The sequence below is a fragment of the Micromonospora sp. ATLC20 genome, from assembly GCF_057196585.1.
Genome location: NZ_JBXUOV010000061.1, coordinates 1 through 22,950 on the forward strand (window position 1 = coordinate 1; position 22,950 = coordinate 22,950).

The window sequence follows — 22,950 nt, forward strand, 5'->3', positions numbered from 1 at the left end:
CCCGCGCCCAGCGGGTGGTGCGCGGCGAGCGCGCCAGCAGGTCGCGCACCAGCACCGCGGCGTCGCCGCCGAGCAGCGCGGCCACGTGGCCGACCGCCGGGACCCACTCGGCGAACGGGATCATCCGGGTCTGCCGCCAGTCCTCGTCCAGCTCGGACAGCAGCGCCACCGCCTCGTCCCGGCGGCCCTGCACCGCGCGGCAGAGCGCGGCGTGCGCCAGCGTGGAGCGCAGTACGCGCTGGAAGCCGCTGCGGCGGGCCGCCACGAGTGCCTGGTCCACCAGGTCCTCGCCGGTGCCCGGGCCGGCCGGGTCGTCGCCGAGCGCCCGGATCCAGCCGGACACGGCCACGATGTGCAGGTCCCACTCGTCGGTCGGGCGCCGCGTCGACCCCTCGGCCATCCGCAGCGCCGACGTCCAGTCCCCGCTGTAGTACGACCGGGCCCACTGGTCGCTGAAGCTCACCGTCAGGGCGTGCTCGCCGGCCAGGTCCAGTGAGCGCTGCTCGTCGACCAGCCGGGCGGAGCCGGCCAGGTCACCCTCCTCCTGCAGCACCCAGGCCAGGTTGTGCACCGCGCGGCGGCGGCTGGTCAACCGCTCCACCCGGCACTCCTCGGTCACCTCGGCCAGCTCGGCGTACGCCTCCTCGGCGCCGGCCTGGTAGCGGACCACGGCGAGCGTGATGCGGGCGTTCGCCCGGGCCTCGCGCAGCCCCAGCCGCTCGGCCAGCTCGGCGGCGGTACGGGCGGCCACACACGCCGGCTCGGTCTCCGCATCCAGCATGTGCGCCCGGGCCAGCTCCAGCAGCACACCCACCTTGTCCTCGCTGTCCGGCAGCGTGGCGTGCAGCCCGATCGCCCGGTCCAGGCAGCGCATCAGCTCCGAACGGTCGGCCCGCGCGAACGCCGCCGTGGCCAGCAGCCGCCACGCCTTTGCCGCGCCGGGCCGGTCACCGGCGCCGGTCAGCCGGTCGGCCAGTGTGGTGAGCAGCGCCGTCCCGCCACCGTCGAGGAAGCCGTCGCGGTCCCGGTAGAACGCCAGCTCGGCCCGGAACAGTTCGAGTGCCGGGTCCGGCCCGCACTCCACGCTCAGCGCGCGGTCCACGAGCGTGGCGGCGGTCTCCAGGGCGTGCAGGTCGTACGCCCGGCGCGCGGCCCGGTGCAGCGCGGACCGGGTCGCGGCGGCGTGCGGGGCCTGGTCCAGCCCGACGGTACGGGCGATCTCGTGCGCCGCCCACCTGTGGTTGGCCAGCACCTCGGCCAGGTCGTGCTGCCGGCCGTCGGCAAGCTGCTCCAGCCAGTCGGCGGTGCGCTGGTGCCGGGCGACCCGCTCGGCCCGGGGCAACCGCTGATAGCAGACGTCCCGGACCAGCACGTGCCGGAACCGGTACTCCGCCTGGCCGGGCATGGTCGAGACGGGCAGCTCGTAGACGAGGTCACGCCGCTGAAGGTGGTGCAGCGCGCGCTCGACCCACTCCACCGGGCGGCCGAGCGCCAGCGCCACCGGCGCGGCCCAGAACTGCACGCCGACCACCGAGGCGGCCTGGAGCACCGCGCGGTCGGCCGGGTCGAGCAGGTCCAGCCGGTTGGCGATGACCGCCTGCACGGTACGCGGCATCCCGGCGCCGCCGGCCGGATCGACGAGCGCCAGCCCGGCCGCCCGCTCGGCCAGCCCGCCGTCGAGCAGCATCCGCGCGTACTCCTGGGCGTAGAGCGGGTTGCCGTCGGCGAACTCGATCAGCGGCGCGCGCGCCTCCTGCGGCAGCGTGGCCTGACCGAGCAGCAGCGAGTAGAGCGTGTCGATGTCGCCGTCGTGCATCGGCGGCACCGAGATGGACATCGCCCCGCTGATCGTGCCGGTCCAGGCCGGGTGCCGTTCGCGCAGCTCCGGCCGGGCGGTCGCGACGACGAGCAGCGGCACGTTGCGGGCCGCCGCGCCGAGCTGCTCGACGAAGGACAGCATCGCCTCGTCGGCCCAGTGCATGTCCTCGAAGACGAGCACCGTGGGACCGGTCGCGGCCAGGGTGAGCAGGAACCGCCGCCACGCCGCCTCGGTCTCGGCCGAGGTGAGCCGTTCACCGGTGACGCCGACGAGCGGGCCCAGCGCCTCGGCCAGCCGTACCGCGTGCGGGTCGGCGAGACGGCCCAGCTGCTCGCGCAGCCGGTCCCGGCTGGCGGCCGGGTCGTCCGCGCCGGTCAGCCCGGCCCAGCTCCGGACGATGTCGGCCAGTGCCGCGTAGGTGACGTTCTCGCCGAACGGCGGGCACTGGCCGGTCAGCCAGGTGACCCGGGTGCCGGGCAGGCTGGCGGCGTGCCGGGCCAGCTCGCGCAGCAGCCGGCTCTTGCCCACCCCGGCCGGGCCGAAGACGGTGAGCAGCTGCGAGGTGCGCTCGGTGAGCGTGCGGTGCAGCGCGCTGACGAGCAGGCCCCGCTCGTGGTCCCGGTCGACCATCGGGGTCAGCTCGGCGGTCTGCCCGTCGCGCCGGGGCCGTGCCCGCACGGCCAGCCAGATCCGGCTCACCGCCGAGCGGCCGCGCAACGTGACCGGCGGCTGGTCGTCGTACTCCATCTCGCGCCGGGTGGCCGCCCAGGTGCTCTCGTCGACCACCACGCCGCCCACCGGAGCGAGCCCCTGCAACCGGCTGGCGGTGTTCACCACGTCGCCGGTGACGAACGCCTGGCCGCCGTCGCGCGCCGCGGCCAGGTCGACCAGGGCCTCGCCGGTGGCGATGCCGACCCGGAACCCGAGCGGCGGATGCGGGCCGGCCGGCTGCCGGGCCAGGCTGCGTTGCAGCTCCAGTCCGGCGCGTACGCAGCGCAGCGCGTCGTTGTCGGTGGCGACCGGCGCGCCGAACAGCGCCATGACCGCGTCGCCGATGTACTTCTCCACCACGCCGCCGTACTGGTGCACCAGCCGGCGCACCGTGGCGAAGTAGACCTGTTGCAGGCTGCGGGCCTGCTCCGGGTCGGCCCGCTCGGCGTATGTCGTGAAGTCGACGATGTCGATGAAGAGCACGCTCACCTGGCGGCGGTCCTCCTGCACCGTGACCGCGTGGTCGCGCAGCGGCTGACCGCAGTTGGTGCAGAAGTTGGCGCCGGTGTCGTTGGCGTGGCCGCAGCCTGGGCAGGCAGCCGCAAGCGGGCGACCGCACCCACCGCAGAAACGGTCGTCCGGCCCGGCGGTCCGGGCGCAGTGTCCACAGGTGAGGTCGATGTCCGGCTCCGTACGCGTGAGGTCCCCAGTGTCCCGCGCGGCCGCGCAGTCGGGTACCCGACGGGTCGGCGGGACGTCACGGCTGTTCGGCCGGGTCTAGTCTCCCCTAGCAGGAAGTCCCGTCGACAGGGAGTTTGCCGTGCACGTCCGGCTGTCCGCCTCATGGACCGATCCACGGGGGACGGTGTGGGCCGTCGGCGACACGGTCGACGTGGACGCCGTAACCCTCGCCGAACTGGAGGAAAAAGGCATGGTGGAGCAGCCCGCGGGTAGCGGATCGACCGAGACCACGACCACCACGACGACCCCGCCGAAGAAGACCGACCCGTCGAAGATCGGCCCGGGTCCGAGCTCGCCCCCGGCCGACACCAAGGACGACTGACCGGCGTACGACGAACGCGGCGGGGGCCGGCGGGACGACCGCCGGCCCCCGCCGTCGTCGTGTCAGCGGTCGTTCATGCCGGCCCGGCGGCGCAGCGCGGCCACGTCGGTGACCACGATGCGGCGTCCCTCGGTGCGCAGCCAGCCCCGGCTGGCGAACGAGCCGATGGCCTGGTTGACGCTCTGCCGGGAACCGCCCGCCATCTCGGCGAGCTGGCTCTGGTTCAGCTCGATGGTGATCATCGGGGCCTGGCTCTCGCCTGCGAGCCGGACCAGCGTCTTTGCGACCCGGCCGGGCAGGTCGAGGAAGACGTGGTCGGCGTTCTGCTCGGTGAGCCGGCGGATCAGCTGGCCCAGCGAGCGCATCACCGCGTCCAGGATGCGCGGGTTGGAGTGCACCAGCTCCATGAACGCGGGCCGGGACAGCGCCAGCGCGGCGCAGTCCTCGATCGCCTCGGCCGACGCCGAGCGGGTGGAGGCGTCCAACAGGGACACCTCGCCGAGCACGTCCGGGGGTCGGATCACCGACAGCACCGCGCGTTCACCGGTCGGCGCGGTGCGGAACACCGCCACCGCGCCGCGGCGCAGCACGATCAGCGACTCGCCGGGGTCGTTCTCGACGAAGAGCAGCTGGCCCTTGCGGTAGGTGCGCGGTACGGCCGCGGCGATGACACGCTGCCGCACCTCCGGCTCGAGCCCGGCGAACATCTCCACACCCGTGAGCGCGTCACCCGGCTCCGGCAGGCGAGACTCCACGGCTCAACCCCTCCCCGGTCAGAAGTCACGACTCGCACACCGGGTGAAGCTGTCATTCCCGGTACGAGGCAGCTCAACCGGTTCGGCGCCCGACGGCGGTACACATCAGATCATGACGCTCTCGTCGCGTGCTGTACACCCCCGGAAACACTTCCGTGACCATGCCCGCCCGCCGCCGGCACGCCCGCCGACCTCGGCGGACGCCCCGGCGACCGGTCCGTGCCGGTGATGGGCGAGGATGGGGGCGATGGTCTACCGCTATTTCTACGACTGCGAATTCATCGAGGACGGCCGCATCGTCGACCTGGTGTCGATCGGCGTCGTCGACGAGTACGGCCGCGAGTTCTACGCGGTCTCCACCGAGTTCGACGACTCCCGGGCGGTGCCCTGGGTGCGGCGCAACGTGCTGGACAAGCTCCCGTCGCCGGCCGACCGGGCCTGGCGCTCCCGCGCGCGCATCCGGGACGACCTGCACGAGTTCCTGCTGGAACCGGTGCGGGACCGGCCGGGCGAGCAGCTGGAGCTGTGGGCCTGGTACGCCGCCTACGACCATGTCGTGCTGGCCCAGCTCTGGGGCGCGATGCCGGCGCTGCCCCGGGAGATCCCCCGCTTCACCAAGGAGCTGCGCCAGCTCTGGGACGACCGGGGCCGCCCCCGGCTGCCGGACGCCGAGGCCGACCGGCACGACGCGCTCGTCGACGCGCGGCACAACCTGGCGCGGTGGCGGGCGATGACGGCGCGGGAGGTTTGACCGGTTCCGCCCAGGGCACGGGAGCGGCATCTACGCCGATCCGAGACAGGAGTGCCCCATGAGCAATGAGCCGACAAACGCCGCGGACGCCCGCCGACGGGTCACCGAGCTGATCAAGGACGCCCGGATCTGCCTGCTCACCACCACCGGCGTGGACGGGCGTCTGATCAGCCGCCCGATGGGGTTGCAGGAGGCGGACTTCGACGGCGACCTGTGGTTCTTCGCGTACGCCGACTCGGCGAAGGTGCGGCAGATCCGGGTCAACCCGCAGGTGAACGTCGGTTTCTCCGACCAGCGCCACCACGCCTGGGTGTCGGTGGCCGGCACCGCCACCGAGGAGTGGGACCCCGAGCGGGCGAAGGAGCTGTGGAGCCCGGTGCTGAAGGCGTGGTTCCCGGACGGGCTGGACACGCCCGGGATCACGTTGATCAAGGTGCACGCCGGGTCGGCGGAGTACTGGGACTCGCCCGGCAGCACGGTGGTCAACCTGCTCGGCTTCGCCAAGGCGGCGGTGACCGGCAAGCCGCCGAAGGCGGGGGAGAACCACGAGGTCAGCTACTGACGGGTAGCCCGTCCGCCGTCCGGAACGGCCCGGGGTGCGGTGTCGGCGTACACCTGTGCCGACTACAGTGCGCAGTGACGGCCCGCCCCGGGCCGGCAACGGCGCCGATGGTCTGATCTGACACATATCCTGGGGCTTATCCGGGCTTCACCTGATGCTCCAGGAGGATGAGCAGATCATGCGTATCGGCGTGCTCACCGGCGGCGGCGACTGCCCAGGTCTCAACGCGGTGATTCGGGCGGTGGTCCGCAAGGGCGTCGCCACCTACGGTCACGAGTTCGTGGGCTTCCGGGACGGCTGGAAGGGCCCGCTCGAGGGCCTGACCAAGCCGCTCGGCATCGCCGAGGTGCGTGGCATCCTGCCGCGCGGCGGCACCATCCTCGGCTCGTCCCGCACCAACCCGTTCAAGATCGAGAACGGCGTGGAGCGGATCAAGGACAACCTCGCCGCCCAGGGCGTGGACGCGCTGATCGCGATCGGCGGCGAGGACACGCTCGGCGTGGCCACCAAGCTGCACGAGCTGGGCGTCAACGTCATCGGTGTGCCGAAGACGATCGACAACGACCTCGGTGCGACCGACTACACGTTCGGTTTCGACACCGCCGTCAACATCGCCATGGAGGCGATCGACCGGCTGCACACCACCGCGGAGAGCCACCACCGCACGCTCGTGGTCGAGGTCATGGGCCGGCACGCCGGCTGGATCGCCCTGCACGCCGGTCTCGCCGGTGGCGCCAACGTGATCCTGCTGCCGGAGCGGCAGTTCGACGTCGAGCAGGTCGCCGGCTACGTCGAGAAGCGCTTCCAGCACCAGTACGCCCCGATCGTCGTGGTCGCCGAGGGCGCCCAGCCGCTGGACGGCCAGATGGTCCTGCACAACCAGGAGCTGGACGCGTTCGGTCACGTCCGTCTCGGCGGCATCGGCCAGTGGCTGGCCGAGCAGCTGGAGGCGAAGACCGGCAAGGAGGCCCGCACCGTGGTGCTCGGCCACATCCAGCGCGGCGGCACCCCGACCGCGTTCGACCGGGTGCTGGCGACCCGGCTCGGCCTGCACGCGATCGACGCCGCGCACGAGGGCGACTGGGGCAAGATGGTCGCGATGCAGAGCACGGACATCGTCCGCGTCCCGCTCGCCGACGCCACCCGCGAGCTGAAGACCGTGCCGCTGGAGCGGTACGCCGAGGCCGAGGTCTTCTTCGGCAGCTGATCGACGGCGCACGGGCGTGGGGGGGGGGGGGGGGGGGGGCGGCGCCCCGCGCCGCCGCGCCCCCCCCCCGCGCGGCGCGGCGGCCCGCCCCCCCCCCCCCCCCCTGCCCACGTGACCCGGGAAGGGGTACGGCTGATGGCACGCCAGGTGCACACGGTCGCGGTGATCGGCGCCGGCAAGATCGGTGAGCTGATGCTCTCCGGGCTGCTGCGTTCCGGCTGGCCGGTGGAGCGGCTGCTCGCCACCGCGCGGCGGCCGGCGCGGGCGCGGGAGCTGGCCGACCGCTACGGCGTACGGGTGGTGGACAACCTCACCGCCGTGACCGAGGCCGAGGTGCTGGCCGTGTCGGTCAAGCCGCAGGACGCCGCCGCGCTGCTGGACGAGATCGGCCCGAAGGTGCCGGCCGACAAGCTGGTGATCTCGCTCTGCGCCGGCCTGCCGACGGCTTTCTTCAACCGCCGGCTACCAGAGGGCACCCCCGTGGTCCGGGTCATGACCAACACCCCGGCGCTGGTCGACGAGGCGATGAGCGCGATCTCGGCGGGCGCGTACGCCACCGGCGAGCACCTGGCCCTGGCCGAGGAGATGTTCTCCCCGCTCGGCGCCACCGTCCGGGTGCCCGAGTCGCAGCAGGACGCGGTCACCGCGCTCTCCGGCTCCGGCCCGGCCTACTTCTACCTGCTCGTCGAGGCGATGATCGACGCGGGCATCCTGCTCGGCCTGCCACGCCAGGTGGCGCACGAGCTGATCGTGCAGACCGCGATCGGCTCGGCGGTGATGCTGCGCGACTCCGGTGAACATCCGGTGAAGCTGCGCGAGGCGGTCACCTCGCCCGCGGGCACCACCATCTCGGCGATCCGCGAGCTGGAGAACCACGGCGTACGCGCGGCCATGCTGGCGGCGCTGGAGGCGGCCCGGGACCGGGCCCGGGAACTCGCGGCCCAGGCGGACTGACGCTCAGCCGGGCCGCGACGCCGGCCCCGGCCGCCGGTCCCGGCGGAGCAGCAGGATCAGTACGGCCAGCGCGAGCGTCCCCCACAGTGGCACCCAGCGGGGCCGGTGCTGGGCGAGCGTGCCGACTGCGCCGCCGACGGAGTAGCTGACCAGGGCGAGCAGCCCGAGCAGGGTGCCCCGCCGGGCCTGGCCCCGGTCGGCGGCGGGGCCGAACAGCCAGCGGGCGGCCCGCTCACCGATCTTCGTCGTGGTACCCGACTGATAGGTGATCGGCGTCGCGATGCCCGCGGTACGGGTCGCCACAGTGGTCAGGCTGCCCATGGCGACCGCTCCGGCCGCGGCGAGCAGCACCCGCGACGCCGTGCCGTGCCGGCCGTACGCGAGCGCCAGGTTGAGCAGCGTCCAGACGACCATGGCGGCCTCGGTGACAGCGATGTCCACCAGTGGCGCCGCCGTCGGCCGGGTCCGGCGGCGGAGCAGGTTCACCAGGCCGGCGGCGGTCGCGAACGCGACGATCGAGGCCGCCGAGACCGGCCACGTGGGTTGCCCGCCGGCCGGTCCCATGCCGAGGAAGATGGCGTTTCCGGACTGGTTGGCGACGAACGCTCCGTATCGCAGGAACGCGAAGGCGTCGAGCGCGCCGGCGGTGACGACGGCGAGCACGAGCGCCGCGAGCGGATGGCGGAACTCCCGGTAGGAGTCCGCGGAGTCGTACGACGCCGACCGGTTCACCCTTCCCCCGTCCGTGTGCAGGAGCGGCCCCGGCAGCGTCCGGCGCAGGCGGGCGCACGCCGATTCCGGGAATCTCACCGAAAGCCTGTTTTGCCCATAAACCCCTCCTAGTGTGACGACATAGTCGAAAGTACGTGAAGGGATCGCGACGTGCATCTCACGCCGAAGGAATTCGACAAGCTGACGATCCACTCGTTGGCGATGGTCGCGAACGCCCGCAAGGCGCGCGGGGTCAAGCTCAACCACCCCGAGGCCGTGGCGGTCATCTGCGCCGCGGCGCTCGAAGGCGCGCGCGAGGGCAAGACCGTCGAGGAGGTCATGAACGATGCGAGCCACGTGCTCACCGCCGACGACGTGATCCCCGGCGTGGCGGACATGATCCCGATGCTCCAGGTCGAAGCGGTCTTCACCGACGGGTCACGGCTGATCACCGTCCACTCACCCATCCAGTAGAGCAGCGACCGGAGGCCACGGTCTCCGGCGGAGCGGGGGCGACATGGCGAAGCAACACCCGGGACCGAACTCCAAGCACCTTCGGCCCATCGGCGGTTACAAGCTCAGCGACCAACCTCTGGAACTCAACGCCGGGCGGCCGGTGACCGAGGTGGTCGTGCACAACACCGGTGACCGGCCCATCCAGGTCGGTTCCCACTTCCACTTCTTCGAGGCCAACCGCTTCCTGGAGTTCGACCGCCCGGCGGCGTTCGGGAAGCGGCTGAACATCCCGGCCACGACCTCGATCCGGTTCGAGCCCGGCGACCGCAAGACCGTGCAACTCGTCCCGTACGGCGGCTCCCAGCGGGTGTACGGCTTCAACGGCCTGGTCCAGGGCTGGACCGGCGACGGGCCGATCCCCGGCTACCGGCCGGACCGGGCCGAGGCGCTCCACCAGGCCCAGACGCGCGGCTTCAAGACCACGTCGCAGCAGCAGGACCAGGGCAAGGGCCAGGACCAAGGCAAGGGCAAGGGCAAGTAGCCCGGCCACTCTCAGATGCGCCAGAGCTGGAGCGACAACGCATGAGTCAGATCTCACGGCAGGAATACGCCGGAATGTACGGCCCGACCACGGGCGACCAGATCCGGCTGGGTGACACCGACCTCTACATCGAGATCGAGAAGGACCTGCGGGTCCTCGGTGACGAGGTCATGTACGGCGGTGGCAAGACCCTGCGCGACGGCATGGGCAGTGCCAGCCAGGCCACGAGCGCCGAGGGCGTGGTGGACCTGGTGATCACCAACGTGACCATCGTGGACGCGCTGCTCGGCGTGGTCAAGGCGGACGTGGGGATCAAGGACGGCAGGATCGCCGGGATCGGCAAGGCGGGCAACCCCAACATCATGGACGGGGTGACCCCGGGCCTGGTGACCGGTCCGGGCACCGACGCGATCTCCGGTGAGCACCTGATCCTGACCGCCGGCGGCATCGACGCGCACGTCCACCTGGTCACCCCGCAGCAGGTGTACGCCGCGCTCAGCAACGGCGTCACCACCCTGTGGGGCGGCGGCACCGGGCCCAGCGACAGCACCAACGGCGTCACCATCACGCCCGGCCCCTGGAACATCCACAACATGATGCGGGCCTTCGAGAACCTGCCGATCAACATCGGCCTGCTGGGCAAGGGCAACAGCAGCGGCCGGGCGCCACTGGTCGAGCAGATCATGGCCGGGGTGCCCAGCTTCAAGATCCACGAGGACTGGGGCGCGCCGCCCGCGGTGATCCGGTCCTGCCTGGCCGTCGCCGACGAGTACGACGTCCAGATCAGCATCCACACCGACACGCTCAACGAGAGCGGCTACATCGAGGACAGCATCGCCGCCTTCGAGGGCCGCACCATCCACACCTTCCACACCGAGGGCGCCGGCGGCGGGCACGCGCCGGACATCATCAAGGTCGCCGGCCAGATGAACGTGCTGCCCGCCTCGACCACGCCGACGGTGCCGTACGGCATCAACAGCCAGTCCGAGCTGTACGACATGATCATGGTCTGCCACAACTTCAACCCGAAGGTGCCCTCGGACGTCGCCTTCGTGGAGAGCCGGATCCGCACCGAGACCATCGCCGCCGAGGACGTGCTCCTCGACGAGGGCGTCATCTCGATGATGCAGAGCGACTCGCAGGCCATGGGCCGGGTGGGCGAGACCTGGCTGCGGACCGTCCAGCTCGCCGGGCAGATGAAGAACGTCCGCGGCAAGCTGGCCGAGGACTCCGACGCCAACGACAACTTCCGCGTCCTGCGCTACGTCGCCAAGATGACCATCAACCCGGCCATCACCCAGGGCGTCTCGCACGTCATCGGCTCGGTCAGCCCGGGCAAGCTCGCCGACCTGGTCCTCTGGGAGCCCGCGTTCTTCGGCACGAAGCCGAAGATGGTGCTCAAGGGCGGCATGATCGCCTGGTCGATCATGGGCGACCCGAACGCGTCGCTTCCCACGCCGCAGCCGGTCTACTACCGGCCCATGTTCGGCGCCACCGGCACCCAGGTCGCCAAGAACTGCGTGACGTTCGTGTCCCGGGCCGCGCACGAGTCGGGTGTGGCCGAACAGTTGGGTCTGCAACGGCAGGTCATGCCGGTCTACGGCTGCCGCAACCTGACCAAGCGCGACATGGTGCGCAACGACCGTACGCCGAAGCTCGAGGTCGACCCGGAGACCTTCGCCGTGAAGATGGACGGCGTGCACGCGACGGTGCCGGCGGCCAAGAACCTCCCCCTCAGCCAGCTCTACTTCTTCAGCTGACCCGGCGCGGTGCCCGCTCCCGGCCGGGCCGGGGGCGGGGTCGCGTGAAAGGAGAACACATGCTCGTCGAAACGGTACTCGGCAACGTGAACGAGCCGGCGTGGACCGAGCGGCTCCGGGAGGCCAAGGTCGACGACCTGGTCCTCGACCAGTGGGACGCCCAGAAGAGCCGGCTGCGCCGGACCACGAGCCTCGGCACCGAACTGGCGCTGTCCCTGGCCCGCGGCGTACGGCTGCGCGACGGCGACGTGCTCGCGTGGGACGACGCCACAGCGACCGCGGTGGTGGCCCGGATCGCGCTCGGCGAGGTGATGGTCGTGCACCTCGACACGCTGCACGGCGAGTCCCTGGACATGGTGGTCCGCTCGGCCGTCGAACTCGGCCACGCGATCGGCAACCAGCACTGGCCGGCGGTGGTGAAGGGCACCAAGATGTACGTTCCGCTGACTGTGGACCGCAAGGTCATGGACTCGGTGATGCGGACCCACGCGTTCACCGGCCTCACCCACGAGTTCATCCCCGGCACCGAGATCATCGCGTACCTGGCCCCGCACGAGTCGCGGCGGCTGTTCGGCGGGGCCGACTCGACCCCGCATACGCACCTGCCCGCCGACCTGAACTGAGGGCCGGGGTGTCCACGGTGACCGAGGCCCTGAAGCTGCTCCAGTTCGGCGACTCGGTCTTCCCGGTCGGCGCGTTCTCCTTCTCCAACGGGCTGGAGACGGCGGTCGAACAGGGGGCGGTGCACGACCGGGCCACGTTGCAGGAGTTCGTGCGTACCGTCACGCGCGCCGCCGCCACCGGTGACGGGGTGGCGCTGCTCGTGGCGCACCGTTCCGCCCGCGCCGGTGACCTCGACCGGATCCGGGCGGCCGACGAGGCCGTACACCTGCGCAAGATCAACGAGGAGACGCGGACGATGACCGTCCGCATGGGGCGCAAGCTGGCCGAGGCCGCCGAACGGGTGGTGGGGGAGTCCCTCCTGCGCAAGCGCGTCGCGGAGAGCGGCGCGGGCGTCCCGGTCACCTACCCGGTCGCGCTCGGCGTGCTCTTCGCCGAACTCGGCGTGGACGAGGCGGACGCGTTCGCCGCCCACCAGTACGGCGCGGCCTCCATGGTGCTCGGCGCGGCGGTCCGGCTCATGCGGGTGGACCACCTCGACACCCAGTCGATCCTCTTCGCGGTGAACGAGCGGGTCGGCGAGGACTACGAGGAGGTGCGCACCGCCGGGCTCGACGACATGCAGAGCTTCGCGCCGCACCTCGACGTGCTGGCCGGCGCGCACCAGCACGCACACGTACGGATGTTCATGAGCTGAGCGCTCCCGCTCACCACCTGAAGGGCTTTCTCAACAATGAAATCAGCGAGTCGGATCGGCGTCGGCGGCCCGGTGGGCAGCGGCAAGACGGCCATCATCGAGGCCGTCGTGCCCCGCCTGGTCGAGCAGGGCCTGCGCATCCTGGTCATCACCAACGACGTGGTCACCACCGAGGACGCCAAGCACGTCCGCCGCGCCCTGACCGGCGTGCTGGTGGAGGAACGCATCGTCGGCGTGGAGACCGGCGCCTGCCCGCACACCGCTGTTCGCGAGGACCCCAGCATGAACCTCGCCGCGGTGGAGGACATGGAGGCGCGGTTCCCGGACAGCGACGTCGTGCTCATCGAGAGCGGCGGCGACAACCTCACGCTCACCTTCAGCCCGGCGCTCGTCGACTACTTCATCTACGTGATCGACGTGGCGGCCGGCGACAAGATCCCGCGCAAGAACGGCCCCGGTATCTCCAAGTCCGACATCCTCGTGATCAACAAGACCGACCTGGCCCCGTACGTCGACGCCGACCTGGACGTGATGGCCCGCGACGCCGAGATGATGCGCGGCGGCAAGCCGTTCGTGTTCACCAACTGCAAGACCGGCGAGGGCATCGACGACCTGGTGGACCTGGTCCGCCGCAACGCGCTGTTCGACGCCGAAGTCCTCGCATGACCACTCTGGACTCCGTCCGGGAACTCGCGCCGTACCAGGACCAGCCGGCGCAGCTGCCGGCCGCCGCGAACGGCAAGGTGGGCATCCTCCGGCTGGGGTTCGAGCGGCGCGCAGACCGGACCATCATGCGCGACGTCTACCGGCAGTCCCCGCTGCTGGTGCAGCGCGCGCTGTACTGGGACGAGGAGATGCCGGGCCTGCCCTGCGTCATGATCCTCACCACCTCCGGCGGCGTGCTCCAGGGCGACCGGCTGCGCATCGACGTCGACCTGGGGCCGGGCGCGCAGGCGCACCTGGTCACCCAGGCCGCCACCAAGATCCAGGAGATGGACGCCAACTACGGCACCCAGACCCAGAGCTTCACCCTGGCGCAGGACGCCTACCTGGAGTTCCTGCCCGAACCGGTGATCCCGTTCCGGCGCAGCCGGTTCGTCTCCGACACAGTGGTCCGGCTGCCGGAGACCGCGACGATGCTGTACGCCGAGGTGCTCCAGCCCGGCCGCAAGTACTACCGCGACGGCGAGATCTTCGCGTACGACCTGTTCTCCACCACGCTGCGGGCGCAGCGGCCCGACGGACGCCCGCTGTTCGTGGAGAAGTTCGTCATCACGCCCGGCCGGTTCCCGGTGTCGCGGATCGGGATGATGGACCGCTTCCACGTCTTCGGCAACGCCGTGCTGCTCACCGACCCGGACCGGGCGGCAAGGGTCTTCGAGCGGACCGCGACGCCGGTGTGGGACGAGCAGACACCACTGGCCACCGCCGTCAGCCGGCTGCCGAACGACGCCGGCCTGGTGTTCAAGGTGCTGGGTCAGGAGACCGAACCGGTCCGCGCCGCGGTACGCGCGTTCTGCACTGCCGCCCGCGAAGAGGTGACCGGCTGCACCTTCCCGCCGGTCTTCAGCTGGCGTTGAGGCGAGGAGAGCAGCGACATGGCCGACATCGGACGTGGCTGGCGCCATCTGGCCGATCGGAACCCGGCGGCCGGGTTCGTCGACGCCAGCCTGCGCGGCGCCGCGCAGGTGGTGCTCCAGAACAATCCGCTCAGCGGCCTGCTCATCCTGATCGCGCTGGCCTGGGGCGCGTTCGAGAACGGGACGCCCCGGGTGTTCGGCGGCGGCGTGCTCGGCCTGGTCGTCGGCACCGCGACCGCGCTGGCGCTGCGGGTCGACATGTCCAGCTGGCGCAAGGGCCTGTTCGGCTTCAGTCCGCTGCTGACCGGCCTCGCGGTGCCCACGTTCCTCGACCAGCGTCCGCTGATGTGGCTCTACCTCGTGCTCGGCGCGATCGGCACGGTGGTGGTCACGCTCGCCCTCGACGCCGTCTTCAAACGCTGGAACCTGACCGCCTACACGTTCCCGTTCGTGCTCACGACCTGGTTCCTGCTGATGGCGGCGTACCAGTTCGACAGGTTCACAGTGCTCACCAAGCTGACCCCGAAGTTCCCCGGCGAGGGATCCACGACCGGCGGCACGTTCGACTGGGGCCTCATCCCGGTCTTCTTCAAGGGCGTGTCCCAGGTCTACCTGATCGAGAGCTGGTTCACCGGCCTGCTCATCCTCGTCGCCCTGCTGATCAACTCCCGCTGGTCGGCGCTGTTCGCGGTGATCGGCGCGGTCGGCGCGACACTGCTGGCGCTCTGGTTCGGCGCCGACGGCGCGTCCCTGGACAAGGGCCTGTTCGCCTTCAACGCGGTGCTGACCGCGATCGTGGTGGGCTCGGTCGCGCACCGCCCCGGCGCGCTGGTCACCGTCTACACGCTGTTCGGCATCGCGCTGACGCTGTTCGTGCAGATGGCGCTGACCACCATGCTCACCCCGCTCGGCATCCCGGTGCTCACCGGGCCGTTCAACATCGCCACCTGGCTGTTGCTGCTGCCGGACCGGCACTTCGCGCCGGTGCCCAACCACGAACGGGTCAGGGACAGCGTCCTGCACACCGTCCGCGACTCCGTCCACCTGCGAGAGAACGAGGGAAACCGTGTCCGCTCCGAACGCGGGTGACACCGCCTGGGTGCTCGTCTGCGCCGGCCTGGTCCTGTTCATGACGCCGGGGCTCGCCGCGTTCTACGGCGGCATGGTCCGCACCCGCAACGTGCTGGCGATGCTGCAACAGAACATGATCGCGCTGGGCGTGGTCAGCCTGACCTGGGTGCTCGTCGGCTACACCATCGCCTTCGGCGACGACGCCGGCAGCGGACTCTTCGGCAACCTGGAACTGTTCGGGCTCACCGACCTGAAGGTGCCGCCCGCACCCAACCTGCACGTCGTCGACGGCCGGATCACCATCCCGACGCTGGCGTTCGTCCTGTTCCAGATGATGTTCGCGGTGATCACACCGGCGCTCGTCACCGGCGCCACCGCCGGTCGGCTGCGCTTCGGCGGCTGGGTGCTGTTCCTCGCGGTCTGGTCGATAGTGGTCTACGCGCCGATCGCGCACTGGCTCTGGCACCCCGGCGGATGGCTCGCCAAGTTCGGCACCCAGGACTGGGCCGGCGGGCTCGTCGTGCACGCCAGCGCGGGCGCCGCCGTCCTCGCCGTGCTGCTCGTCGTCGGCCGGCGCCGGGACTGGCCGCACACCGCCGCACCACCGAACTCGATCCCGCTGACCATCGTCGGCGCCGGCATCCTCTGGTTCGGCTGGTTCGGCTTCAACGGCGGCGACGGACTCCAGGCCAACGGCCTCGCCGCGCAGGCCGTCCTCAACACGCACCTCGCCGCCGCCGCGGCGATGCTCGTCTGGCTGGCGCTGGAACGCGTCACGGACGGACACAGCACCGTCGTGGGCGCGGTCTCCGGCGCGGTCGCGGGCCTCGCCACTGTCACCCCGACCGCCGGGTACGTCAACGCGGCCTCGGCCGTGGCGATCGGCGCGCTGGCCGGCCTGGTCTGCCACTTCGCGCTGAAACTGAAGTACCTGCTGCGCCTCGACGACGCGCTCGACGTGCTCGCCGTGCACTTCGTCGGCGGCATGCTCGGCACGCTCCTGCTCGGCCTGTTCGGCAACCGCGGGGTCAACCCGCTCGGCGCCGACGGGCTGTTTCTCGGCGGCGGAGGCGGCCTGCTGTGGCGCCAGCTCGTCGGCGTGGTGAGCGTCGTCGCGTTCTCCTTCGTTCTCACCTGGCTGATCGCCGCCGGGGTGCAGGCACTCATCGGCCTGCGCGTGCCGCCGGCCGACCAGGAACGCCTGGACCAGGCGCAACAGGGGGCCGACGCGTACCACCTGGGCGGGGTCACCAGCCTGACCGCGCCCGGCGCGCCCCGCCGCCGTACCGGAGCGGCGCCGGCCGGCGAACCGGCAGTGCCGCCCGGCCAGCGGGTACGGCTGGTCACCGCGCTGCTGGAACCGGACCCGGCGGCGAACAGCGCCGACCTGCGCGACGCGCTGCTGCGCGCGGGCGCGATCTCGGTCATCGTCAGCGACGCCGCCGTGGCGACGACGACGCCACAGGCCAGCCTGCTGCCGCGTGGTTACTGGCAGGACCAGCCGTTGTCGGCCCGGCTGCGCGTCACGGTGCTGGTGGGTGCGGACGGGGTGGGGGCGGTGCTGGACGAGCTGGACCGGATGGGGGCCCGGCGGAGCGACACGTTCGTGCAGGAGGCGGAACGCGTCCAATCCTGACAACGCCCTGGCGCTGATGCCGGAGGAATTCGTTACATCACCTCGTCACCTGTGTAGCATTGCTCCGGTGGAGCGAGAGACGGAGGCTAATTCGTTGCTGGGGTCGTTGCCGGCGACCTTCAGCTACTCCGAGGCTCTCGGTGCCGGTCTGACGCGATGGCGGCTGTACCGGCTTCGCGACGAAGGGCTGATCGAATCCCTGGGCCGCGGGCTCTACCGGCGCCACGACGCCGAGGCCGCCGACATCGATCTCATCGAACTCGCGAGCCGCGCTCCGCTTTCCACTCTGTGCCTGACCAGCGCCCTGGCTCATCACGGCCTCACCGATGAGATCCCCTCCCGCATCGACGTCGCGCTGCCGCGCGGGCGCCATCGGCCCACGACCGTCGCGCCGGTCGCCTGGCACGTGTTCGATCCGTCCACCTTCGAACTCGGACGCAGCCAACTGCCGCTCGATGCCGAGACCTCCATCGGCATCTACGGCCCCGAGCGGAGCATCGTCGACGCGTTTCGCCTCCGGCACCGGGAAGGGAGGGATCTGGCGTACACGGCTTTGCGGCGTTGGCTGGGAGGTCGCGGCGCGGCACCGGCCAACCTGCTTGCGATGGCGCGACACTTTCCCAAGGCCGAACGACCGCTTCGAGAGGCATTGGAGATCCTGCTGTGACAGTGCGCCCGACCCGGGCCAGCGTGGCCGGCCGCGCGTATCTCGACCTTCAACGGCTCGCGAGGCGCACCGGCCGTCCCACGGACGAGCTGCACCAGGTCTACGCGCTGGAGGGTTTTCTCGCCCGTCTGGCCAAGTCGCCGTACGCGAACAAGCTCGTTCTCAAGGGTGGTGTCCTGCTCGCTGCGTACGCCGCCCGCAGGCCGACCCGGGATGTCGATCTTCAAGGACGGTGGATTTCCAACGATGCCGATCACGTGCTCGACATCGTCCGTCGCATCGCCGCCCTGGACGTCGACGACGGGTTGACGCTTGACGCCGCCGGCGCGACGGCGGAAACCATCAGGGACGACGACGCCTACAGCGGTGTACGGGTCAACCTCACCGGCTGTCTCGCCGCTGCCCGTCTGGCCCTGCACATCGATGTCAATGTCGGCGACCCGATCTGGCCCGACCCGCAGCCGGTCAAACTGCCGCGTCTGCTCGACGGCGAGATCGTGGTGACCGGCTACCCGCTGCCCATGGTGTACGCGGAAAAGCTGGTGACGGCGTTGCAGCGCGGCGTGGCGAACACACGCTGGCGAGACTTCGCCGACGTCTATCTGTTGTCCGGCGGCCACGATGTCGACGGCGACGAGATGGTCACAGCTGTGCGGCGCGTGGCCGCGTACCGAGCCGTGCCGATCGGTTCGCTGACTGAGGTGCTCGACGGCTACGCGGCGATCGCGCAGGGGCGGTGGGCGGTCTGGCGTCGTAAGCACCGGCTCGATGATCGGCTCCCGCCGAGCTTCGACGAGGTGCTGGCCCGCACCTTCGCGCTCGCTGATCCTGTCTTCTCCGGGCGTGCCGGTGGCCGGACCTGGGTCGCATCGGCATCGGACTGGACCCGGCCGTGACGGAGCCCGGGACGTCGTCGGTCTGAGGACGGTCGTGCCGCATACTGGCCCGGTGTTCACTCTCGCCCAGGCGCGACACCTGGTGGCCACCCTGCGGCCGCGCGTCGACGAGCTGATCCGGCTGCGGGCCGACCTGGCCGAGCTGCGTGTCGATCTGGCCGATCACGGCGTCAGCGCGCTCGGCGGGCTCGCCGAGGTGAAGGCGCTGGAGGCGCGCCTGCATCTCGTGGTGGACGAGTTCCACCAGCACGAGATCGCGGTCAAGGGGATCGCCCCGGTGCTGCTCGACTTCCCCGGTGAGCGCGACGGCCGGGCGGTGCTGTGGTGCTGGCTGGAGGGGGACACCGACATCCGGTGGTATCACCGGGTCGAGTGCGGGTTCGCCGGCCGCCGCCCCGTCTGAGCGGGCCGTGGTCCGGCCCGAGCCGCCCTGTCCGCGTCTGATCTGCGTCGATTCGTCCTCACTGGCGGAAACCTTCGGTGCGGTGCGCGGAACCGGCAACGATTTGTAGGCGTAAGTCGCTATGCGCGCTGGGCCGCAAATCGGTGATCTTCCATGCCCTGTGATCTTATTGATATCTATCTCTCACCACCACTTCACGCCCCCAGGAGTGCGACGTGCGGAGATCCCGTCTTGCCACCCTCGCCCTGACCCTGGCCGCCTCGGTCGGGGTCACTCTGTCTCTGGCCGCCCCCGCCCAGGCGGCCCCGTCCGACCGCTACGTCGCGCTCGGCGACTCGTACGCCTCCGGCGTCGGCGCCGACAGCTACACGTCCGAGAGCGGCAACTGTCTACGCAGTACGAACGCCTATCCGGCGCTCTACAACACCAACATCAAGCCGGCGTCGTACCGTTCGGTCGCCTGCTCCGGCGCCACCACGGCGGACGTCATCAACAGCCAGCTCTCCGCGCTCTCCTCGACCACGACGCTGGTCAGCGTCACGGTGGGCGGCAACGACGTCGGCTTCGCCAACATCATGAGCACCTGCGTGCTCCAGGGGGAGACCCAGTGCGTGGCGGCCGTGCAGTCCGCCATGAACGTGGCCCGCACCTCGATGCCGGGGCGCCTCGCCAACGTCTACAACGGCATCAAGAGCCGCTCGCCCTCGGCCCGCGTCGTGGTGGTCGGCTACCCGGTCTTCTACCAGCTCGGCACCACCTGCGTCGGGCTCAGCGCGACGTCCCGGGCGAAGATCAACGAAGGCATCAACCTGCTCGACGACATCACCCGTACGGCCGCCGTCTCGGCCGGCTTCAAATTCGCCGACGTCCGCTCCATCTTCGTCGGCCACCAGCTGTGCAGCGGCGGGACCAAGTGGCTGCACGCCCTGAACGTGCTGAGCCTGAGCAAGTCGTACCACCCGACGGCGGCCGGGCAGTCCGGCGGCTACTACCCGGTCTTCCGGTCCGCCGCCGGCTGACCCGGTCCGCGGCAGCGGCACGCCTCCCCGCGGGGGCGTGCCGCTTCGCCGTGCCCGGCGGCGGTGTGCCCGTCAGGCCGGCAGGACCTTCTCGATCGCCGCGCGCAGCTCGGGGTCCTCGGGCGTGACCTGCGGGCCGAACCGGGCGGCCACCGTGCCGTCCGGCGCGACGAGGAACTTCTCGAAGTTCCAGCGCACGTCGCCGGTGTGCCCCTCGGCGTCCGGCGTGGACACCAGCTCCGCGTAGAGCGGGTGCCGGTCCGGCCCGTTGACGTCGACCTTCTCCGTCAGCGGAAACGTCACGCCGTAGTTGACCTGGCAGAACTCCTCGATCTCGGCGGCGCTGCCCGGCTCCTGGCCGGCGAACTGGTTGCACGGCACGCCGAGCACGGTCAGCCCGCGTCCGGCGTACGTGTCGGCGAGTTCCTGAAGGCCCGCGTACTGCGGGGTGAGGCCGCAGCGGGAGGCCACGTTGACCACGAGCAGGGCGCGGCCGCGGTAGCCGCCGAGGTCGGCCGGGCCGCCGGTGAGGGCGTCGATCTGGACGTCGAAAACGGTCATGGAACGAGGCTACGGGCCCTGGCGCCCACCGTCCCGCGCCACCCGTGAAATCGATGCATCGACATCTTGACTAAGTGGTGACGGCGTGAGTAGCGTCTCAGCAATCAATTTGGAAAGTTTCCTAACTATTGGAGGGACGCCGTATGAAGAGATCGCTCCGCCGGGCCCTGTGGGCCACCGGCGCCGTGGTCGCGCTCGCGGTCGCCGCGGTGCCCATGACCACCGCGTCGGCCGCCGGCAGCGTCACCGCCACGTTCGCCAAGGTGCAGGACTGGGGGACCGGCCACGAGGGACGGGTGACAGTCACCAACGGCACCAGCTCCACCGTCAACGGCTGGCGCATCGAGTTCACGCTGCCCTCCGGCACCTCGATCAGCAGCTCCTGGGACGCCGACATCACCCGCAGCGGTGACCGCTACGTCGCGGTCAACAAGAGTTGGGCGTCGACGCTCGCCCCCGGCGCCAGCTTCAGCTGGGGCTACAACGGCACCGGCGCGTACAAGGCGCCGGTGAGCTGCACGATCAACGGCGGCTCCTGCACCGGCGGCGGCACGCCGACGACCACCGCGCCCACCACGGCGCCGCCCACCACCGCGCCGCCGACGACCGCGCCGCCGACGACCGCCCCGCCGACCACACAGCCGCCCACCACGCCGCCGCCCGGCGGCAAGAAGGTCGTCGGCTACTTCGCCGAGTGGGGCGTCTACGCCCGCAACTACCACGTCAAGAACATCCACACGAGCGGCTCGGCCGCCAAGCTGACCCACATCCTGTACGCCTTCGGCAACACCACCGGCGGCCGCTGCAGCATCGGGGACAGCTACGCCGACTACGAGAAGGCGTACACCGCGGCGGACAGCGTCGACGGCGTCGCCGACACCTGGGACCAGCCGCTGCGCGGCAGCTTCAACCAGCTGCGCAAGCTGAAGAAGATGTACCCGAACCTGAAGGTGCTCTGGTCCTTCGGCGGCTGGACCTGGTCCGGCGGCTTCACCCAGGCCGCGCAGAACCCGGCCGCGTTCGCCGACTCCTGCTACTCGCTGGTCAAGGATCCGCGCTGGGCGGACGTCTTCGACGGCATCGACGTCGACTGGGAGTACCCGAACGCCTGCGGCCTCCAGTGCGACAGCAGCGGCCCGAACGCGTTCAAGAACGTGGTCTCGGCCCTGCGGAGCAAGTTCGGCTCCAGCTTCCTGGTCACCGCGGCGATCACCGCCGACGGCAGCAACGGCGGCAAGATCGACGCCACCGACTACGCCGGCGCCGCGAACAACCTCAACTGGCTGATGCCGATGACGTACGACTACTTCGGCGCCTTCAACGCGCAGGGGCCGACCGCGCCGCACTCGCCGCTCTACTCCTACGCCGGCATCCCGCAGCAGGGCTTCTGGTCGGACGCGGCGATCCAGAAGCTCAAGTCCAAGGGCGTACCGTCCAGCAAGCTGCTGCTCGGCGTCGGGTTCTACGGACGCGGCTGGACCGGCGTGACCCAGGCCGCACCCGGCGGCAGCGCCACCGGCGCGGCGCCAGGCACCTACGAGGCCGGCATCGAGGACTACAAGGTGCTCAAGAACAGCTGCCCGGCCACCGGCACCGTCGGCGGCACGGCGTACGCCAAGTGCGGCAGCAACTGGTGGAGCTACGACACCCCGTCGACCATCGGCGGGAAGATGAGCTACGCCAACAGCCAGGGCCTCGGTGGCGCGTTCTTCTGGGAGCTCTCCGGTGACACCAGCAACGGTGAGCTGATCGGCGCCATCAAGGGCGGTCTCGGCTGAGCCGAGTGCCGACGCACCACCCACCCGGCGGGGAGGGGCCGCACCGGCCCCTCCCCGCCCGCGTGCCGTCCTGGCCGAGCGCGCCGATCCGGGTCAGGATGGGGAGTCACCCGGCCGCGCGGGCCGGGTGTGGCACACTCGCCGCTCGACGAGTCCACGCGACGGGAGGACAGATGGGTCGCAGCCACCGGGACCGGTTCGCCGGGCTCGCCGTCCTCGCACTCCTGCCCGCGGCGCTGGCCGCCTGCGGCTCGGGCGGCCAGGACGGCGGAGACACCCCGCCCAGCGGGAAGGCGCCGGCCGAGGAGGCGGCGGCCAAGAGCCGCGAACGTGTGCAGGCGTACCTGGACGCGCTCACCGCCCGCGACGCCGCCGCCGGCCGCAGCCAGCTCTGCGCGCCCATGCACGCCGCCTTCGACTCCGCCGCCACCGGCCCGAACGGCGACTTCGCCGACCACTTCACGGTGCCCGAGGCGACGATCACCGAGGTCCGCTCCGGCCCGAACGGCCAGGAGGTCAGCGCCTCGATCACTGTTGCCGCCGGCTCGCGCAAGGCCGCCCGGTCGTTGCTGTTCACCGTCACCCGTAACGGGGCGGACTGGTGCATCTCCGGCGAGGTGCCGGGCGACGCGCCGGTCGACCCGGACGTCAGCCCCTCCGGGCCGCCACCGGGGAAGCCGGCCCCGCCGGTGCCCTCCCAGTGACCGGAACCATCCCCCTCGGCGGCGAGT

General features: G+C 71.3%; 24 protein-coding genes. 20 read left to right on the forward strand and 4 right to left on the reverse strand.

What is annotated here, in order from left to right; all coding sequences use genetic code 11:
- A partial coding sequence (locus AC2CHG_RS15135) for an ATP-binding protein (RefSeq protein WP_484524976.1) occupies positions 1 to 3,211 on the reverse strand: 3,211 nt, incomplete at its 3' end.
- 139 nt (positions 3,212 to 3,350) lie between these two features.
- Between AC2CHG_RS15135 and AC2CHG_RS15140 the strand changes: the two genes are divergently transcribed.
- Positions 3,351 to 3,593: a hypothetical protein gene (locus AC2CHG_RS15140; RefSeq protein ID WP_135241323.1), complete on the forward strand. Its 243-nt coding sequence runs from the start codon at positions 3,351 to 3,353 to the stop codon at positions 3,591 to 3,593.
- A 62-nt stretch (positions 3,594 to 3,655) separates the two neighbouring features.
- On the opposite strand, the gene AC2CHG_RS15145 is transcribed toward AC2CHG_RS15140, so the two are convergent.
- Positions 3,656 to 4,348, reverse strand: coding sequence for a Crp/Fnr family transcriptional regulator (locus tag AC2CHG_RS15145; RefSeq protein ID WP_013287664.1), 693 nt, complete (start codon positions 4,346 to 4,348; stop codon positions 3,656 to 3,658).
- A 247-nt stretch (positions 4,349 to 4,595) separates the two neighbouring features.
- Here AC2CHG_RS15145 and AC2CHG_RS15150 point away from each other — a divergent pair, with 247 nt between their 5' ends.
- The 4 genes from AC2CHG_RS15150 to proC all read left to right on the forward strand — a co-directional run bounded on the left by AC2CHG_RS15150 (position 4,596) and on the right by proC (position 7,822).
- Positions 4,596 to 5,099 (forward strand): polyadenylate-specific 3'-exoribonuclease AS, encoded by a 504-nt coding sequence (locus tag AC2CHG_RS15150; protein ID WP_013287663.1) that lies wholly within the window; start codon positions 4,596 to 4,598, stop codon positions 5,097 to 5,099.
- Positions 5,100 to 5,157: 58 nt separating this feature from the next.
- On the forward strand, positions 5,158 to 5,661 hold the full coding sequence (locus AC2CHG_RS15155) for a pyridoxamine 5'-phosphate oxidase family protein (protein WP_355512729.1): 504 nt from the start codon (positions 5,158 to 5,160) through the stop codon (positions 5,659 to 5,661).
- 178 nt (positions 5,662 to 5,839) lie between these two features.
- On the forward strand, positions 5,840 to 6,868 hold the full coding sequence (locus AC2CHG_RS15160) for a 6-phosphofructokinase (protein WP_030273929.1): 1,029 nt from the start codon (positions 5,840 to 5,842) through the stop codon (positions 6,866 to 6,868).
- A gap of 135 nt (positions 6,869 to 7,003) precedes the next feature.
- Positions 7,004 to 7,822 carry a pyrroline-5-carboxylate reductase gene (proC, locus tag AC2CHG_RS15165; RefSeq protein ID WP_194801182.1) on the forward strand — a complete coding sequence of 273 codons (819 nt, stop codon included), beginning with the start codon at positions 7,004 to 7,006 and terminating at the stop codon, positions 7,820 to 7,822.
- A gap of 3 nt (positions 7,823 to 7,825) precedes the next feature.
- On the opposite strand, the gene AC2CHG_RS15170 is transcribed toward proC, so the two are convergent.
- Entirely contained in the window at positions 7,826 to 8,554 is a 729-nt protein-coding gene (locus AC2CHG_RS15170) for a YoaK family protein (RefSeq protein ID WP_484524969.1), read from the reverse strand.
- A gap of 150 nt (positions 8,555 to 8,704) precedes the next feature.
- Here AC2CHG_RS15170 and AC2CHG_RS15175 point away from each other — a divergent pair, with 150 nt between their 5' ends.
- From AC2CHG_RS15175 to AC2CHG_RS15235, 13 genes are all read left to right on the forward strand, one after another.
- A complete protein-coding gene (locus tag AC2CHG_RS15175) occupies positions 8,705 to 9,007 on the forward strand; it encodes an urease subunit gamma (protein WP_013287657.1) in 303 nt (100 codons plus the stop codon).
- Between the two features lie 43 nt (positions 9,008 to 9,050).
- Entirely contained in the window at positions 9,051 to 9,530 is a 480-nt protein-coding gene (locus tag AC2CHG_RS15180; RefSeq protein ID WP_151499870.1) for an urease subunit beta, read from the forward strand.
- 41 nt (positions 9,531 to 9,571) lie between these two features.
- Complete coding sequence (locus tag AC2CHG_RS15185; protein ID WP_262013290.1) at positions 9,572 to 11,290, forward strand: urease subunit alpha; 1,719 nt, start codon at positions 9,572 to 9,574, stop codon at positions 11,288 to 11,290.
- 59 nt (positions 11,291 to 11,349) lie between these two features.
- Positions 11,350 to 11,913, forward strand: a complete 564-nt coding sequence (locus AC2CHG_RS15190; protein WP_366625618.1) for an urease accessory protein UreE — start codon at positions 11,350 to 11,352, stop codon at positions 11,911 to 11,913.
- Between the two features lie 17 nt (positions 11,914 to 11,930).
- Entirely contained in the window at positions 11,931 to 12,608 is a 678-nt protein-coding gene (locus AC2CHG_RS15195; protein WP_484524970.1) for an urease accessory protein UreF, read from the forward strand.
- Between the two features lie 36 nt (positions 12,609 to 12,644).
- Positions 12,645 to 13,274, forward strand: coding sequence for an urease accessory protein UreG (ureG, locus tag AC2CHG_RS15200; protein ID WP_260034115.1), 630 nt, complete (start codon positions 12,645 to 12,647; stop codon positions 13,272 to 13,274).
- The gene (locus tag AC2CHG_RS15205; protein WP_484524971.1) at positions 13,271 to 14,188 is read left to right on the forward strand and encodes an urease accessory protein UreD; all 918 of its coding nucleotides are present in this window, start codon (positions 13,271 to 13,273) and stop codon (positions 14,186 to 14,188) included. The genes ureG and AC2CHG_RS15205 overlap by 4 nt, the downstream gene beginning before the upstream one ends.
- Before the next feature lie 18 nt (positions 14,189 to 14,206).
- Positions 14,207 to 15,277, forward strand: a complete 1,071-nt coding sequence (gene yut, locus AC2CHG_RS15210) for an urea transporter (protein WP_484524972.1) — start codon at positions 14,207 to 14,209, stop codon at positions 15,275 to 15,277.
- Complete coding sequence (locus AC2CHG_RS15215; protein WP_194801188.1) at positions 15,255 to 16,895, forward strand: ammonium transporter; 1,641 nt, start codon at positions 15,255 to 15,257, stop codon at positions 16,893 to 16,895. The genes yut and AC2CHG_RS15215 overlap by 23 nt, the downstream gene beginning before the upstream one ends.
- A 67-nt stretch (positions 16,896 to 16,962) precedes the next feature.
- Positions 16,963 to 17,562, forward strand: coding sequence for a type IV toxin-antitoxin system AbiEi family antitoxin domain-containing protein (locus AC2CHG_RS15220; RefSeq protein WP_355511626.1), 600 nt, complete (start codon positions 16,963 to 16,965; stop codon positions 17,560 to 17,562).
- Positions 17,559 to 18,458, forward strand: a complete 900-nt coding sequence (locus AC2CHG_RS15225) for a nucleotidyl transferase AbiEii/AbiGii toxin family protein (RefSeq protein WP_355511628.1) — start codon at positions 17,559 to 17,561, stop codon at positions 18,456 to 18,458. Before AC2CHG_RS15220 ends, AC2CHG_RS15225 begins: the two co-directional genes overlap by 4 nt.
- 52 nt (positions 18,459 to 18,510) lie before the next feature.
- Positions 18,511 to 18,861, forward strand: coding sequence for a DUF2203 domain-containing protein (locus AC2CHG_RS15230; RefSeq protein ID WP_260034125.1), 351 nt, complete (start codon positions 18,511 to 18,513; stop codon positions 18,859 to 18,861).
- A 215-nt stretch (positions 18,862 to 19,076) separates the two neighbouring features.
- Positions 19,077 to 19,880 carry an SGNH/GDSL hydrolase family protein gene (locus tag AC2CHG_RS15235; RefSeq protein ID WP_262013278.1) on the forward strand — a complete coding sequence of 268 codons (804 nt, stop codon included), beginning with the start codon at positions 19,077 to 19,079 and terminating at the stop codon, positions 19,878 to 19,880.
- Between the two features lie 72 nt (positions 19,881 to 19,952).
- Here the strand turns inward: AC2CHG_RS15235 and AC2CHG_RS15240 are convergent, their stop codons facing one another.
- Entirely contained in the window at positions 19,953 to 20,441 is a 489-nt protein-coding gene (locus AC2CHG_RS15240) for a glutathione peroxidase (RefSeq protein WP_366625645.1), read from the reverse strand.
- 143 nt (positions 20,442 to 20,584) lie between these two features.
- On the opposite strand from AC2CHG_RS15240, the gene AC2CHG_RS15245 reads away from it, so the two are divergent.
- Both AC2CHG_RS15245 and AC2CHG_RS15250 read left to right on the forward strand, forming a co-directional pair.
- Entirely contained in the window at positions 20,585 to 22,219 is a 1,635-nt protein-coding gene (locus AC2CHG_RS15245) for a glycosyl hydrolase family 18 protein (protein WP_355511633.1), read from the forward strand.
- Positions 22,220 to 22,392: 173 nt separating this feature from the next.
- The gene (locus AC2CHG_RS15250; protein ID WP_262013275.1) at positions 22,393 to 22,923 is read left to right on the forward strand and encodes a hypothetical protein; all 531 of its coding nucleotides are present in this window, start codon (positions 22,393 to 22,395) and stop codon (positions 22,921 to 22,923) included.
- Positions 22,924 to 22,950: the final 27 nt, after the last annotated feature.

Coding starts and splice junctions, on each gene's coding strand:
- AC2CHG_RS15150 (WP_013287663.1), top strand. CDS start 4,596: ATGGTCTACCGCTATTTCTACGACTGCGAATTCATCGAGGACGGCCGC.
- AC2CHG_RS15155 (WP_355512729.1), top strand. CDS start 5,158: ATGAGCAATGAGCCGACAAACGCCGCGGACGCCCGCCGACGGGTCACC.
- AC2CHG_RS15160 (WP_030273929.1), top strand. CDS start 5,840: ATGCGTATCGGCGTGCTCACCGGCGGCGGCGACTGCCCAGGTCTCAAC.
- proC (WP_194801182.1), top strand. CDS start 7,004: ATGGCACGCCAGGTGCACACGGTCGCGGTGATCGGCGCCGGCAAGATC.
- AC2CHG_RS15180 (WP_151499870.1), top strand. CDS start 9,051: ATGGCGAAGCAACACCCGGGACCGAACTCCAAGCACCTTCGGCCCATC.
- AC2CHG_RS15185 (WP_262013290.1), top strand. CDS start 9,572: ATGAGTCAGATCTCACGGCAGGAATACGCCGGAATGTACGGCCCGACC.
- AC2CHG_RS15190 (WP_366625618.1), top strand. CDS start 11,350: ATGCTCGTCGAAACGGTACTCGGCAACGTGAACGAGCCGGCGTGGACC.
- ureG (WP_260034115.1), top strand. CDS start 12,645: ATGAAATCAGCGAGTCGGATCGGCGTCGGCGGCCCGGTGGGCAGCGGC.
- AC2CHG_RS15205 (WP_484524971.1), top strand. CDS start 13,271: ATGACCACTCTGGACTCCGTCCGGGAACTCGCGCCGTACCAGGACCAG.
- yut (WP_484524972.1), top strand. CDS start 14,207: ATGGCCGACATCGGACGTGGCTGGCGCCATCTGGCCGATCGGAACCCG.
- AC2CHG_RS15240 (WP_366625645.1), bottom strand. CDS start 20,441: ATGACCGTTTTCGACGTCCAGATCGACGCCCTCACCGGCGGCCCGGCC.
- AC2CHG_RS15245 (WP_355511633.1), top strand. CDS start 20,585: ATGAAGAGATCGCTCCGCCGGGCCCTGTGGGCCACCGGCGCCGTGGTC.
- AC2CHG_RS15250 (WP_262013275.1), top strand. CDS start 22,393: ATGGGTCGCAGCCACCGGGACCGGTTCGCCGGGCTCGCCGTCCTCGCA.